Annotated in this window: 10 protein-coding genes; 4 read left to right on the forward strand and 6 right to left on the reverse strand. The window is 67.9% G+C overall.

Going from position 1 to position 15,027, the window contains the following annotated elements; all coding sequences use genetic code 11:
• Positions 1 to 102: 102 nt before the first annotated feature.
• On the forward strand, positions 103 to 1,458 hold the full coding sequence (hflX, locus tag GobsT_RS02535; protein ID WP_010044346.1) for a GTPase HflX: 1,356 nt from the start codon (positions 103 to 105) through the stop codon (positions 1,456 to 1,458).
• A gap of 29 nt (positions 1,459 to 1,487) precedes the next feature.
• On the opposite strand, the gene GobsT_RS02540 is transcribed toward hflX, so the two are convergent.
• The 3 genes from GobsT_RS02540 to GobsT_RS02550 all read right to left on the reverse strand — a co-directional run bounded on the left by GobsT_RS02540 (position 1,488) and on the right by GobsT_RS02550 (position 6,626).
• Complete coding sequence (locus GobsT_RS02540) at positions 1,488 to 2,147, reverse strand: hypothetical protein (protein WP_010044345.1); 660 nt, start codon at positions 2,145 to 2,147, stop codon at positions 1,488 to 1,490.
• A gap of 531 nt (positions 2,148 to 2,678) precedes the next feature.
• A complete protein-coding gene (locus tag GobsT_RS02545) occupies positions 2,679 to 3,764 on the reverse strand; it encodes a 3-keto-disaccharide hydrolase (protein ID WP_010044342.1) in 1,086 nt (361 codons plus the stop codon).
• A gap of 39 nt (positions 3,765 to 3,803) precedes the next feature.
• Positions 3,804 to 6,626: a DUF1549 and DUF1553 domain-containing protein gene (locus tag GobsT_RS02550; protein WP_010044339.1), complete on the reverse strand. Its 2,823-nt coding sequence runs from the start codon at positions 6,624 to 6,626 to the stop codon at positions 3,804 to 3,806.
• A gap of 98 nt (positions 6,627 to 6,724) precedes the next feature.
• Between GobsT_RS02550 and GobsT_RS02555 the strand changes: the two genes are divergently transcribed.
• Together GobsT_RS02555 and GobsT_RS02560 are read left to right on the forward strand one after the other, a co-directional pair.
• Positions 6,725 to 8,206: a sulfatase gene (locus GobsT_RS02555; protein WP_033198959.1), complete on the forward strand. Its 1,482-nt coding sequence runs from the start codon at positions 6,725 to 6,727 to the stop codon at positions 8,204 to 8,206.
• Between the two features lie 42 nt (positions 8,207 to 8,248).
• Entirely contained in the window at positions 8,249 to 9,145 is an 897-nt protein-coding gene (locus GobsT_RS02560; protein WP_010044331.1) for an alpha/beta hydrolase, read from the forward strand.
• A gap of 189 nt (positions 9,146 to 9,334) precedes the next feature.
• Here the strand turns inward: GobsT_RS02560 and GobsT_RS02565 are convergent, their stop codons facing one another.
• A complete protein-coding gene (locus tag GobsT_RS02565) occupies positions 9,335 to 9,754 on the reverse strand; it encodes a ubiquitin family protein (RefSeq protein ID WP_010044329.1) in 420 nt (139 codons plus the stop codon).
• A 62-nt stretch (positions 9,755 to 9,816) separates the two neighbouring features.
• Complete coding sequence (locus tag GobsT_RS02570) at positions 9,817 to 10,131, reverse strand: Dabb family protein (RefSeq protein ID WP_010044327.1); 315 nt, start codon at positions 10,129 to 10,131, stop codon at positions 9,817 to 9,819.
• Positions 10,132 to 10,203: 72 nt separating this feature from the next.
• Here GobsT_RS02570 and GobsT_RS02575 point away from each other — a divergent pair, with 72 nt between their 5' ends.
• The gene (locus GobsT_RS02575; RefSeq protein WP_010044325.1) at positions 10,204 to 10,917 is read left to right on the forward strand and encodes a lipoate--protein ligase family protein; all 714 of its coding nucleotides are present in this window, start codon (positions 10,204 to 10,206) and stop codon (positions 10,915 to 10,917) included.
• 586 nt (positions 10,918 to 11,503) lie between these two features.
• On the opposite strand, the gene GobsT_RS02580 is transcribed toward GobsT_RS02575, so the two are convergent.
• Positions 11,504 to 14,911 carry a sigma-70 family RNA polymerase sigma factor gene (locus tag GobsT_RS02580; RefSeq protein ID WP_010044321.1) on the reverse strand — a complete coding sequence of 1,136 codons (3,408 nt, stop codon included), beginning with the start codon at positions 14,909 to 14,911 and terminating at the stop codon, positions 11,504 to 11,506.
• Positions 14,912 to 15,027 lie beyond the last annotated feature (116 nt).

Here is a 15,027-nt window from a genome sequence, read left to right on the forward strand (position 1 = left end):
AAGGCCATGCGGGTTTAGGACTTGCGGCCGGGCAACTTGAGGCTTCACGGCGTGCCGTGCGGCCGCTTACAATGTGTGCGGCGCGATCCCGCGCCGGAGGACGTGATCATCAGCAAAGCATTCGACACGCAGCGGGAAGAGTTCTCGGTCGCGAGCGAGCGGGCGGTCCTGGTCAGCGTGGCGCTGCCCGAGCGCCCGTGGCCCAACGAGGCCGACCCGTGCGACGAGATCCGCGGGCTGGCGGAGACCGCCGGGGCCACCGCCGTGGCCGAACTCACGCAGCGGCGCCACGACATCCAGCTCGCCACCTACCTGGGCACCGGCAAGGTCGGGGAGCTGCACGACCTGGTCGAGTCGGCCGACGCGGACGTGGTCATCTTCGACAACGACCTGCTGCCGAACCAGGCGCGGAACCTGGAGCAGGCGCTGGGCGTGAAGGTGCTCGACCGCAGCGAGCTGATCCTGGACATCTTCGCCAGCCGCGCCCGCACGGCCGAGTCGAAGCTCCAGGTGGAGCTCGCGCAGCTCGAGTACTCGCTCCCGCGGCTGAAGCAGATGTGGAGCCACCTGTCGCGCCAGAAGGGCGGCGGGATCGGGCTCCGCGGCCCGGGCGAGACCCAGCTCGAAACCGACCGCCGGCTGGTGCAACACCGCATCCGCGACCTGAAGCGCAAGCTGGACGAGGTGCTGGCCCGCAAGGAGCGCGAGGTGAAGAGCCGTGCGGAGGAGCACACGGTCTCGCTCGTGGGCTACACCAACGCGGGCAAGTCGCAGCTGATGCACACGCTGACGAAGGCCGACGTGTACGTCAAGAACCAGCTCTTCTCGACGCTCGACACGCGGACCCGGCAGTGGCACATCCGCGACTGGGGCCGGGTGCTGCTGTCGGACACCGTCGGGTTCATCCGCGACCTGCCCCACCACCTCGTCGCGTCGTTCAAGGCCACGCTGTCGGAGGCCCGGCACGCGAAGCTCCTGCTCCACGTCGTGGACGCGAGCAGCCCGCAGGCCGAGGTCCACATCAACGCCGTGAACACCGTGCTGAAGGAACTGGACTGCGGCGACCGGCCGACGCTCCTCGTGCTGAACAAGGTCGACCGGCTCCAGGACCGCTCGCTGCTCACGCTGCTGGAGGCGCACCACCCGCGGGCGGTGGCGGTGAGCGGGCTGACGGGCGAGGGCCTGGACCAGCTCGAAGACGCGGTGATGGAGGCGCTCGCGGAGGACTTCGCGGAGGCCGAGATCGTCACGGACTCGGGCAACGGGCGGGTGCTGGCGTTCCTGAACGCGCACGCCGAAATCTACCGCCAGGAGTTCCGCGACGACGAAAACGAGGTGGTGATCCGGTGCCATCTGCCGAAGCACCTGCTGCACCACATCGCCGGCCCGACGGTGAAGGTGCGGTTCGTGGAGCGCACGGGCCGACCGGAAGCGGCGGGGCGGCGCGAGGTCGGGTGAGGTTCGGTGCGCGGCGCGGGCCGCCCGCGCTACACGCAGACTTCAACGGTCAGGAAGTTGTCGGGCTCGGCCTTGTACAGGGCCGACGCCACCCGCAGGGTCCGGATGCGGTCGTCGTGCCACGGGCTTTCCAGCCGCGGCATGGTGTCGGGGTGCGGGAAGTTCTCTAGCACGTCGCACCGCACTAACATCGCCCGCACCTTGCGGATGCGTTCTTCTCCCAGGTGCTCGCAGGTCAGGAACAGGGCGTACCTCACGCTCGCGACCGGGAGCCCGGCGTCGAGCCGGATGTGCCCCTCAACGAAGTGCCCGGCGACCGCGTTGAGTACAAAGTTGAGCAGGAACCAGCGGTCCGCTTTCGGGATCGGCAGCACGGGGTTCGCGGGCGTCGTGGCGCGGGCCGCCGCCCACACCTTTTGGATCGCGAGCCGGTTCAGGAAGATCTCGTCGATGGACCGTTCCATCACGGTGCGGATCTTGAGCGTGCCGTCGGCGAAGATGTTCAGGCTGATCGTGAGCCGGTCCAGGAACTCTTTCGCCTTCCACTGCCGCTTGGCCTGCCGCCGCGCCCACCACCAGGTGAACACGAAGGTGGTGCCCGATGTGGTCGCCGCGACGAGGATGGTCACGATGACGCGCTTGGTGTACTCGGCCGACACTTCGGCCTCGTTCAGCCCGAACAGGAACATGCCGCCCCTCAAGGTCTGGCGCCCCGAATCCCGACCGGCCGCGTTGAGCCGTGTATTTTATGAGGCGCCGAACCCGGGCGGTTCACTCGTTGACACACGCCGCGGCCCGCCGCTGTAACGGGGGTTACAGTACCGATCGGTAGCAGCAGGTGGGGCACGGGCTGGACATTCGCTGCCGTCCGACTGGCCACGGACTACCACTTCGCTGGGCGACTGCTACCCACAAATCCCACGCAATTTTTGCCGCTCACGGGGTTCCGGTCCCGCTGCCATCGGAATGATAGGTGAGGCCGAATCCGGTTGAAAAGTGACGGCGGTCTGGAAACAGGCATCGGTGAGGCGGTGCTGTCGCACCCGCACACCACCGGCCTCACACAACAGATTTCAGTCCGGGGCACGTAGCAGCGCCATTGTTCATGAAATCCGTGACATCTGGATTGCTCTGGTGACAGTCCGGATTTGCCATTTCAGGATTCAAATCTGTTGTGTGAGGCCGGCTACATGAAGGAGGTTACTTTGATCAGCCGCCGCTCACTTCTTGGCCGGAAGCTCTTTTGCGAACACGTTCATGACCTCCAACCCGGTGACCGGCTTGAACGCCACCGGCGAACCGCCGGCCTTCGGGGTGAGGAGCACCTGCGTGCGCTGCCACGCGCCCGGCTTCTCGGCCTTGACCGTCACGGGCGTGCCGGCGAGTTCGAGGGTGAGGTCCGCCGCGGACTTGGCCGGCACCTTCCAGTCGAACAGGAGCGCGCCGCCGTTCGGCAACGTCCCTTCATGTACCAAGTCGCTCGTGCCCGCGGCGCGGACGATACCGCCGCCGGCCTTCCACCCACCCTTTTCGGCCTTCCAGCCGTCCAGGTTCAGCCCGTTGAAGAGTGACACATGCCCCTCTGCGACCTTCGCGCACTCGGCCGGCGTCGGGTTCGTGCTCGGCAACTCCTTGATCTTGATGTTCTTGAAGTGGCACTCCACGCCCTCGCTCTCGAGCGCGAGGTAGCCCTTGCGCGGGTTGCTCTTGCTCACGCCAGAAACTTCCTTGCCGTTGACGTGCAGCTTGATGGCGCCGTCGTTGGCGATCACCTTGTAGTGGTTCCACTCGCCGCCGCCCTTCACGCGGTTCTCGCTCGGGAGGCACCGTTCAATGCCCTTGAAGTGCGGCCGGTCCGGGGTGCATTTCGCGCCCCAGATGCTGAAGATGTCGCCGTGGCTGGTGGCCCACCCGTCCTTCGGGGCGTAGTTGATGAGCACCTGAACCTCAATGCCGCGGGTGTAGCCGGTGCCGACCGCGGGGAGCGGGTCGCCCCATACGAACAGCCCGCTGTTCGCCATCTTCTCCTTTTCGACGTGCATCCAGTCGAAGTCGAGCTCGAAGTTCTCGTACTGCCGGTCCGTGCGGAGGAACCCCGTCGGGTTGCCCGTGGTGACGATCTCGTCGCCCTTCGCGTAGAACGTGCCGGGGGCACAGTTCACGTTCACCCACCCGTCCAGGTTCTTGCCGTTGAACAGCGCCTTCACCTCGCCCCCGGCCGGCGCGGGCGCCTTGTCCTCGGCGGGCAGGCAGGCGGCGGTCAGGCCGGCGAAGAGGCAGGTCGAAAGCAGTCGGCGCACGAGCATGAATAGTCCCTTGGCGTTAACGTCGGTCCGGCGGGCGATTTACTCTTTTGTCACCGTTTCATCCAGGTTCAGCAAGACGCGCGCCACGACGGCGAACGCCCCCCAGTCGCTGAACGCGAGTCCTTCAACCTGCTTGGCGTCCTTGGAACCGGTCGCCACTTCCGCGGCGTTGGCGCCGCCCTCCTCGAAACGCTTGCGGGACTTGTCGAGCAGCGCCGACAGCACCGCCAGTTCGTCGGCGGTGGGCTTGCGCGCCACGCACAACCGGAACGCATAGGTGAGGCGGTCCGCGTCGGTCTTCCCACCTTCAAGAACCGCGCGCTTGCCGAGCGCCCGGGCGGCCTCCACGAACAGTGTTTCGTTCAGCCCCGTCAGCGCCTGGAGGGGCGTGTTGGTGCGCGTCCGCTTCACGCACGACGCCTCACCGACCGGCACGTCGAACACGGTCAGCGCCGGGTACGGCGTTGACCGGCGGCGGAAGGTGTAGAGCGCGCGGCGGTAGCGGTCCCCGTCCCGCGCTTCGGTCCACTCGAACGGGCCGTAACTGGCCGGCGGCTTGAACAGGAAGTCCGGCGCCGGCGTGAACACGCTCGGCCCGCCGACCTTCGGGTTCAGCAGCCCGCTCGCAGCAAGGGCCGTGTCGCGCACGATCTCCCCCTCGGCGCGGAACCGGGGGCCGCGTGCGAGCAGTTTGTTATCGGGGTCGGCCTTCAGCAACTCGGGCGACACCTTCGACGACTGGCGGTAGGTGGCGGACATCACGACGAGTTTGTGGAACTTCTTGACGCTCCAGCCGCCGTCCTGGAACTCGCGGGCCAGCCAGTCCAGTAGCTCGGGGTGGGTCGGCCGCGCGCCCTCGGTTCCGAACTCCTCCGGCGTGCTCACCAGCCCGGCGCCGAAGTACGCTTGCCAGACGCGGTTCACGACCGCCCGCGCCGTGGTCGGCGCGTTCGCGTCCACCAGCCACTTCGCCAGCGTGAGCCGGCTCGCGTCGGCGCCCGGGGGCAGCGGGTGCAGAAACGCGGGCGTCCCGGCGCTCACCTTCGCGGCGGGGCGCAAGAAGTCGCCGCGCTTGAGGATCGCGGTCGGGCGTAGCTCGTCACGCGGCTCGACGACCAGACTCGTCGAGCCCTCGGGCCACTGCTTCCAGAGCGCCTCAATTGCGGCGTTCGCGTCCTTGAACGTGGGCACGGTGGTGCGCCAGAAACCGAACACGGTCTGTGCCTGGGCGGTTGTGCGTTTGTGAGCGGGAACCGCGAGCGCGGCGCGTACAAGCGGTGGGAGCGGGGCGCGGTCGGGAGCTGTGTCGTCGGTCACGCTGAGCCGGAAACGGCCCAGGTTGTTGTTCATGTTGTCGTCGCTGTTCCACCCGCCGTGCATCTGCCGTAGCGTGAAGTGGAGCGTGCCCCCTTCGGGGAGTTCGATCGGCTTTTCGGGCACGAACACCGCCACCCGCGGCGCGTTCCGCCGGCCCGGGCCGGCGTCGATGCCCCATGCGGTCTCGTCCTTGCCGTCGATCGCGAACGACACCGGCCCCGTCACCCGCGGCTTGTTACTTTTGTCGTCGAAGTTGCTCTCCAGCGGGCGCTCCGGGTTCGCGTAATCCGCGAGCGCCTTCACGAGCTTCACTTTCGTTCGCTTGCCCTGAGCTTCCGTCTCGACCTGGAACTCGGTCAGCGCGCTGGTACCCATGAACGAGCGGCCCGGGCCGTTGCAGGGCAAGTTCGGGTCGTTGAGCAGTTCGATTCGGAACGCCGTCACCGTCTTGACGGGCGCCGGCCCGCGCATCAGGGTGTTGAACTTCGTCGGGGCGTACCCCTGCGCCAGAACGGAGCCGTCCGGCTGTGCGATGTAGCGCTGGGAGTTGTCGCTGGCGTTCTCCACGGCCACCGTTTTCCACGCGGGCTCGTTCCGAACGTTCTCCTCCCACTTCGCGAGCCGCTCTTGCCAGTCCGGGTGCGTCTCCTTCAGCCCGGCTTCGATCTCGGTGACCTTGGAGCGGATGCGGTTGACCTCCATCCGCTCCTTCGGCGTGTACACGACGCGCTGGGCCTCGTGGTCGTTGTTGAGGAACGCGAACAGCTTGTAGTACTCTTCCTGTGTGAGCGGGTCGGACTTGTGGTCGTGGCACTGCGCGCACGCCACGCTCAGCCCCAGGAACGCCTTGCCGAGGGCGTCCACGCGGTCGAACATGGCGTCCATCCGGAACTGCTCGGGATCGACCCCGCCCTCCTCGTTCAGCATCGACATCCGCAGGAACCCGGTCGCCACGATCTGGTCCTGCGTCGCGTTCGGGAGCAGGTCGCCGGCGACCTGCTCGACCGTGAAGCGGTCGAACGGTAGGTCGGCGTTGAACGCGTTAATAACGTAGTCGCGGTACGCCCACACCTGACGGGACTTGTCCTTTTCGTACCCGTCGCTGTCGGCGTACCGGGCCGCGTCGAGCCACCACCGCGCCCACCGCTCGCCGTAGTGCGGCGACGCCAGCAGCTTGTCAACGAGCCGTTCGTAAGCGTCGGCGCGCGTGTCGGCGACGAACGCGTCCACGTCTTTCGGCGCGGGCGGCAGCCCGGTGAGGTCGAGGTACAGTCGGCGGCACAGCGTGACGCGGTCCGCTTCCGGCGCGGGCGTCAGCTTCTCCTTTTCGAGCCGCGAGCGGACGAACGCGTCGATCGGGTTGCGAACCGGGTGCGCGGTTTTCGGCGGCGCGGGGCGAACGGGCGCCTGAAACGCCCAATGCTTCGCGTCGGCGCCCCGGGCGGCCGTGAGGGGTACGCCCCCGGAACCGAGCGGCACCAGAACCAGCGCCGCCGTCAGCGCACCCGGCAGAGCGAACGGGAGAGTGGTCGCAGGTCGGAGCATGGGATCGCGGGTTGTCTGGACGGGCGCGGGAGCGCACAATGGCGGGACTCGCGGCATTGTACCGGAACACCGCGGGCGGTTTCACGCGGGAAATTCGGATGCGGCCTCTCCTCGCACTCGCCCTCGGTGTCGCGATCGCCTCCGGAGGCTCACACCCGCCCCGCGCCGCCGGCGCCGAGAAGCCGAACGTCCTGTTCATCGCGATCGACGACCTGAACGACTGGGTCGGCCCGCTCGGCGGTCACCCGCAGGTCAAAACGTCCAACATCGACAAGCTCGCGGCCCGCGGCACCACGTTCACGAACGCGCACTGCCAGGCCCCGCTGTGCAACCCGTCGCGCACGAGCGTACTCACCGGGCTGCGCCCCTCCACGACCGGCGTTTACGCGCTCAGCCCGTGGTTCCGCACCTCCGAGAAGCTGAAGGACCACGCTACCCTCTTCCAGTGGTTCAAGCGGAGCGGGTACGCGACCACCAGCACCGGAAAGATCTTCCACGGTGGCTACCCGCCCAAAGAGGCGCGGGCCGCAGAGGTCGATACCTTCGGCCCGCCGGGCGCGCTGCAACCGCGACCAAAAGCGAAGTTCGTGGACACGCCGGACCCGCACCCGCTCGTTGATTGGGGCGCGTTCCCGGAGAAGGACGAGGACTGTTTCGACCACGATGTCGCGACGTGGGCGGTGAAGCACCTCAAGGACCGGCCGAAAGGGCCGTGGTTTCTCGCGGTCGGTTTCCAGCACCCGCACGTCCCCTGTTATGCGCCGCAAAAGTGGTTCGACCTGTACCCCGCGGATCAGCTCGTTTTGCCGAACGTGAAGGACGACGACCGCGACGACCTGCCGCGGTTCGCCTCGTACCTGCACTGGAAGCTCCCCGAGCCGCGGCTGAAGTGGCTCCGGGACGCGAAGCAGTGGGGGCCGCTCGTGCGGGCGTACCTCGCGAGCGTCAGCTTCGTTGACGCCCAGGTGGGCCGCGTGCTCGACGCCCTGCGCGAGGGCGGGCTGGAACAGAACACGGTTGTGGTGCTGTGGAGCGACCACGGCTGGCACCTGGGCGAGAAGGGCATCACCGGGAAGAACACGCTCTGGGAGCGCTCCACCCGCGTGCCCCTCATCTTCGCCGGGCCGAAGGTCGCCGCAAACGCCCGGTGCGACCGTCCGGCCGAACTGCTCGACCTGTACCCGACGCTGGCGGACCTCTGCGGCCTCCCTGCGAACCCGGCGAACGAAGGGCTCAGCCTCGCCCCGCAGTTGAAGGACGCAAAGGCGGCGCGGGAGCGCCCGGCCGTCACGACCCACAACCCGGGCAACCATTCCGTCCGCACCGAGAAGTGGCGGCACATCGTGTACGCCGACGGCAGCGAAGAACTGTACGACCGCGGCGCCGACCCGCACGAGTGGAGCAACCTCGCGAAGGATGCCAAGTTCGCCGCGGTGAAAAAAGAACTCGCGAAGTGGGTGCCGGCCACGAGCGCGGCCCCGCTGCCGAAAAGCACCGGCCGGCTCCTCACGTTCGACAACGGCGTGCCTGTCTGGGAAGGCAAGCCGATCGGCCCGAACGACCCGTTCCCCGAGAGGTAACGGGGCCGTGGCCCCGTTACCCACACCCCGCTGAGGTGCCTCATGATTCGTGGTCTCGCACTCGCACTCGCACTACCCGCCGCGCTCGCACTGTCTGCCGCACGGGCGGCCGAACCGGTGACACACAAGCTGTGGCCGGGCAAGGCGCCGGGTGAGACGAAAGACATCGGCGCGGAGAAGCTCACCGAGCCCAAGAAGGGGCAAGCCGATGTGAAGCGCCTGGGTAACGTCAGCGAGCCGACCATTACCGTCTACGCGCCGCCGAAAGAGAAGGCGAACGGCGCCGCGGTGGTGGTCGCGCCGGGCGGCGGGTACTCGATCCTGGCCATCGAGCACGAGGGCACCGACGTGTGCAAGTGGCTCAACGACCTCGGCGTCACCGCGGTGCTGCTGAAGTACCGGGTGCCGAAGCGCGAGGCGCAGAGCCCCGACAACCTCGCGATGGTGCAGGACGCGCAGCGCGCGGTCACGCTCGTCCGCGGCATGAGTAAGGAACTCGGCGTTGACCCGAACCGGGTCGGGATGCTCGGGTTCTCGGCCGGCGGGCACCTGACCGTTTGCACCGCGCTCACCCAGAAGCGGCTGTACGAGAAGGTCGATCAGGCGGACGAGGCGGTCGGCCACCGGCCGAACTTCTGCGTGCTGGTCTACCCGGCGTACCTGACCGACAAGGGCGGCGCGCTCAAGCCGGAGTTCGCCGTCACCAAGGATTCGCCGCCGATGTTCTTCGCGCACTCGTCGGACGACCCGGTCACGAGCGAGGGGAGCGTGGCGCTGTACCTCGCGCTGACGAAGAACAAGGTGCCGGCAGAACTGCACCTGTACGCGACCGGCGGGCACGGGTACGGGATGCGCAAAACACCGCACCCGTGCGCGAGCTGGCCCGACCGCGCCGGCGACTGGCTGAAGTCGCGCGGCCTGCTCGATAAGGCGAAATGAGAACGTCCGGTAACGACCACCTTGGCTGCCATCCCCGGCATGCCATCTCCTCCGGCGGGACGATCATGCGTTCCGCGGAGAAGATGGCAAAGTATGCTCTCGGGCGGAATCTCGGTTCAGTCGCGGCGATCGAGTTCTTGTCTTTCAAATCCTGTCTATCCTGTTGATCCTGTCAAAAATGCTTCCTGTCTACTCGGCCTGCTTCTGTGGCTCCACCCGCTTCCAGAACAGTTCGCGGCCGGCGGCGTAGACCTCGCTGGACCGGAAGTCGAACACCTGGGCGGTTTCGCCCGCTTCGAGCCCGATCGAATCGAAGGTGACGTAGAACAGCCCGTTGTGGTAGCCGATGCGGGCGTCGGTGATCTTGAGCTTGGGCTGCTGCGGGCGCATCTGGAACCGGAACTCGTCGGCGCCGCTCACGCGGATGATGAGGCTGACGTGTTTCGGCTCCGCGCCCAGGTCCGTGATCGACTCGCGGACGCGCACGCGGAACTCGACCGCGACCTCCCGGCCCCGCCCGTGAACGATCCGCACCGCACGGAGCTGACCGCCGACGAACCGGTGACTGCGTAGGAACTTCGTGACCTCGTGCGGCTGTAGGCGGTTCATGAGCGTCTCTTATGGGGCGAGCGGCTCCCGCCGCCGCCGTTCACTCGGCACAGCGGGCGGAGTCACACATACGAGTCGAACACGCGGACCCCGGCCCAGGTCGGTTTGTTCTCGTCGATGAACTTCTTGTGCGTCGGGTCGTCCTGGTAGGCGTCGTGGGCCGCTTTATCGACGAACACGAGGTGCAGCCCCACGTGCCAGTCGCGGTCGTTCACCTCGCGGTCCAGTTCGGCACACAGCGGCCCGGCGGCGAAGAACACGATCCCGGGCTGCACGTTCAGGTACTTCTTGCACGCGTCAACCAGTTCCTGCACCTTCGCGGGCGTCGCGTCCTTCAGCTTGAAGAACACGTTGTGGGCCAGACGGTCCTTGGACATCGGGAGAGTCTCCGCGGTTCGCGTACAACAACGGTGTTGAGATACGCGCCCCCTCCCTCGTGTCAACGCCCGATGAAGCTGCTCGATTATACGCACCCGGCCCCTGCGACGAACCTCGCCCTCGACGAATCGCTGCTGCTCGTAGCCGAAGAAGGCACCGGCGGGGAGGTGCTGCGCCTCTGGGAACTCCCCTCCTACGCCGTGGTCGTCGGGTCGGGCGGATCGGTCCCGATCGACGTGAACCGCGAGGCCTGCGCCGCCGACGGGGTGCCCGTGTTGCGCCGGGCCAGCGGCGGCGGAACGGTGCTCCTCGGGCCGGGGTGCCTGTGTTTCTCCGTGGTGCTGGGCTACACCCACGCGCCCGGGCTGGGTGACATTCCGGCCTCGAACCGGTACGTCCTGGGGCGTGTGTTGAACGCGCTCAAGTCGGTGGCACCGGCCGCGGTGGAAGGTTCCAGCGATCTGACCGTTGGCGGCGTGAAGTTCTCCGGCAACGCCCAGCAGCGGAAGCGCAACTTCTTCTTGCACCACGGCACGCTGCTTTGCGGCTTCGATCTGGGGCTGGTGCCGAAGTACCTGAACCCGCCGGAGCGCCAGCCGGAGTACCGGCGCGACCGCCCGCACGCGGAGTTCGTCCGGAACCTGCCCGCCGGTGTTGCCGAGGTCAAACGGTTGCTCGTGGAAGCGTGGGCACCGGACGGGGAATACGCTCCGGTGCCGCTGGCCCGGGCGGAAGAACTTGTCGCGGATAAGTACGCCCGCGACGAGTGGACGCTGCGGCGGTGAAGGGGCCCCGGCGTGACGCGCCCGCTCGGGCTCCCGCGTCCTCCCGTTCGTTGGCGTCGTCGCCCGGATGTTCCGCACATCAGGCATTGTTCCCCCGTCTTTTCGCCATGCCGCACTTTCTGAAGTCCAAATCGCGCCCTGTGCGGCGACCAATACCGGGAAGTTCGCTCGCGCGGGCCAAACACGTGCATAGGGCGAATCAGTCGCAAGTGCAACTGTGTCAATCTGTTGCGACGTAGTGACCGCGCAGCGACGGCATTTCTCTTTACCTGTCCGGCCGCGGAGTGTGGGGCTTGAGCCGGCTTTTCGTGGGTAGCGACTACCCAGCGAATCGCCAACTCGTGACCAGTAGTTAGGTAGCGAATGTCCCGTCGGCGCCCCAACGGGGCACCCAGGTGCGGTACGGGAGCCCCATTGCGGCGCCGGACCAGCAAGGAACGACGAGACCGTCCGGGCGGTGCCCGGAAACGGCCCGCGGAGGAGGGCGACGATCGGCGGGTCAATCTCGTGCATCAAACGGCAGATGGCACCGCACGCGCCGCGCAACCCCGAGCCGGTGCCGGGGCGCGATGGCCTCACTCCTACCTCAACGATCGCCGGCGGAACGGGCGAGCCGGTCCCGTGCCGCCCGGGCGTCTCGGGTGAGCCGGGCTTGCGGGGCGCCGCGGGCGAGTGACTCCAACACCGTAACGGCCTCCGGTGTGCCGATCCGCTCCAGCACCTCGACCGCCCGCACGCCCCGTAATCGGTCACCGGACAGGACGGCGAGTTTCGTCAGCAACTCGTCGCACCGCCGGGCCGCTTCGGGCGACGCCCCCTTGCGGGCGCTCTTCACCGCCGCTTCGACCGACTCGCCCAGACGCCCCAGCTCTTGCGACGCCTTCTCCCGGGCGGCGAACTCCTCCGAGTTGAGATCCCGCACGAGTTGCGCGAGGAGCCGCACATCCGGTTCTGGGGCCGGTCGCACGCGCTCCCGCACGGCCGGGACCGTGACCGCCGGCGCGGCCGTGAGGCGCGCCAGCGCGGCGTGCGCCTTGCCGGCGTCAGTGGCGGCAAGGTCCGCCCACAGTGCGTCCCACTCCGACGGCCCGAGGCGCAGCGCGGGGCGGGGGCGGCGGGTGAGGTCGAGCACGTCCCAGAAGAGCACCGTCGAGTCGTTGCCCGCGGAGATCAGCCTGCGCCCGTCCGGGGTGAAGACCAGCGCGTTCACCTGGCCCCGGTGCCCCTTTAACCGCTTCAGTTCTGTGGCCGTTTCGACGTTCCACACCCGGATGGTGTGGTCCCAGCCGGCCGAGGCCAGCGTCCGCCCGTCGGCCGAGAAGGCGACGGCAGACGTCGGGCCGTCGTGCCCCCTGAGCAAACAGCGCTCGCGCCCCGTGGCCATCTCCCACACGGGGATGCCTTCCTCCGAGCGGTTCATTGCCAGCAACCGCCCGTCCGGTGAGAAGGCGACGCGCGGTTCCGGGATCTGGCCAATGAATCGTCTTTTCGTCTTCCCGAGTGATCGGTTAATCATCTGTTGTAAACGGCTCTGATCCTGGGCACCGGACATGTCCAGCACGCAGACCGCGCCGTCTCGCTCGAGAACAGCCCCCGACGTTACAAGCAGCGTTCCGTCCGGCGAGAAGGCAACGCTCCCGGGCATGTCATATATTTCGTCCTTGTAGCAGTGTTCTCGTATCTGCCTTCCGGTCGCCGTTTCCCACAAGCGGACGACGGGGTACCGATCCGACCCGTTGAGCTCGCGGCCGGCCGTCTCGTTGAGCTCGCGGCCGGCCGTTGCAATCACTTTTCCGTCTGGCGAGAACGCAACGCAGTCGAACGCAACCCACTTAAGGTTCTCCTTTTGTGGATCAACCTTTACTTGGCTCAGGAGCCGCCGGCCGGTTACGTCCCACACGTTCAGCCCGTTCATGTCATTACCGCCGGCGAGAGTCTTGCCGTCCGGCGCGAAGGTAAACGACCAGTGGTGCCCCGGCAACGTCCCGATTTCCCGTTCCGCTGTCAGATCCCAGAGGGTGATGTCACGGGCGGAGAACGCGAGCGTCTTGCCGTCGGGTGAGACGGCCATGTGCCTGACCGGCCCGGGCAGGCCCGTCGGGGACTTCTCCGCGCCGGTGGCCGGGTCCCACAGCCGGATGACGCCGTGGCTGCCCCCGCAAATCAAGGTTTTGCCGTCGGCGGTGAAGGCGAGGCTCTCGGCCATCCCCACGGCCCCGTTCATCTGCATCTGCCGGAGTTCCTTCCCCGTCGCCGGGTCCCACAGCCGAACGGCAACCACCTGCGTTTCGTCATCGAGATCGCCTGTGGCGAGGGATTTCCCGTCGGGCGACCACGCCAGTGATCGCACGTACTTGTTCGGGCTGTGCAGCTCCCGAATCGGCTTGCCGGTGGTCACGTCCCAGAGCGAGGCGGCGCCTTCCTGAGCACCAACGGCCAGCGTCTTGCCGTCCGGTGAGAAGGCAAACTCGCGCGCGAACACCGCGCAGCGAATTTGCTGGCGCTCCTTTCCTGTCGCCACGTCGAACAACCGGATCAACGTGTCGATTGTGTCTCCGGTGGCCAGCGTTTTGCCGTCGGGGCTGAAAACCAGATTGGAAACCTGGTTCTGCTCGGCCTGGAGTTGGCTCTGCACTTTGCCGCCGGCCAGATCCCAGAGAAGGACCGTGTTGCACCCGTGTCCGGAGGCCAGCACTTTTCCGTCGGGCGAAAACGCCAGTCCGTCGGTGCCACCGATCGAACTCGACAAATTTCGCACCTCCTTGCCAGAAGTCAGGTCGTAAAAGCGGATCACCTTGTCCTGCCCTAGCGCCAGGGTTTTGCCGTCGGGCGAGAGGGCAACGGCTCGGTTCTCCTTGTAGTGACCGGGGAACTGGTGGAGCAACCGACCCGTCGCGAGTTCCCAAACGAGTACGGAAGCATCGCCGTAGTAGTTCTTCGACACGAGCATCTTGCCGTCGGGGGTGGGTAGTACGCGGTTGACGCTCCCCCCGCCGTGGCGGAACCGCTGGGTGCCGATGCGGGCCACGGCCCCTTCCGGGAGCGGGTCGCCGTGACGGTCGGTGCGCTCCGGGTTCCGAACCGGCTCCTCGGGCGCGAGCGCCGCGACGGGCGACCGCACCGGCGAATCGCCCGCGGGCGGTTGGTCGGCGGTCGTCGCCGCTCCGACCACCAGACCGGCGGCGAGGAGCGTCAGGACCAGCGCGCCCGTCACCAGACCGGGCCGGTTGACGCCGCCGCGGCCGATCAGCGTCAGGACGCGGTGCGACACCCCCGCGCTCGCGCCTCGTGCCAACATCCCCGCGGCCCGAACCGTGGACCGCGCCAGGGCCGCCGGCACGCCGCCGCGCCCCGTCCCCTGTGTGACCGCCACCGCGGTGAGAAGTGCGGAGAGCGTGATGCCCCGGCGGGCCAGCCGCCGGCGGAGGAGGTTGCGAGCTTCCGCCAGCCGGCTCGAAACGGTCCCCTCTTTTTCCCCCAGTTGGCGCGCGACCTCGGCCCGGCTCTCGCCTTCCAGGCAACACGGTACGAACACGGCGCGGTACTTCTCCGGGAGGCGTTGAACCTCTTCGTCGAGAGCCGACTGCACCTCGCGCCAGGCGAACTCTTCGCCGGGTGCGGTTACGGGCGCGAGGCGGGCACGCTCCTCGTGCGCGCGGCGCCGGGCCGCGGCCCGCCGGGCGCTGGCGGCCGTGCGGCAGGCGACGCCGTGGAGCCAGCTTGCCAGGGCCTCGCCCTTCCGGACCGCGGCCGCGCGGCGAGCCAGCGTCAGGAACGTCGCCTGGAAGGCGTCTTCCGCGTCCTGTTCGTGGCGCAGCACCCGGCGGCACACGCGGAGCACCATCGGCCCGTGGCGCTGGACCAGGGTCGTGAAGGCCGCCTCGTCGCAGTGGGCGGCGAAACCGCTCAGGAGTTCGGCGTCGGTGGCGGATGCGCCGCGGGCGGAATCCAGCCCGCGGACGTGTCCCAGGAGGGAGCTGAGGGGGGCGCTCATCGGTCGGCCTGCCGGGGTGAGTGGGCAACTCAGTGTAGTTGCCGGCCGGCCCGTTTCCGTCGGTCGATTTAGCGGGACGACCTCGCGTCCGTTTCGGCGGGCGCGAGGTCGCGGCT

Source organism: Gemmata obscuriglobus (assembly GCF_008065095.1).
Classification (GTDB): Bacteria; Planctomycetota; Planctomycetia; order Gemmatales; family Gemmataceae; genus Gemmata; species Gemmata obscuriglobus.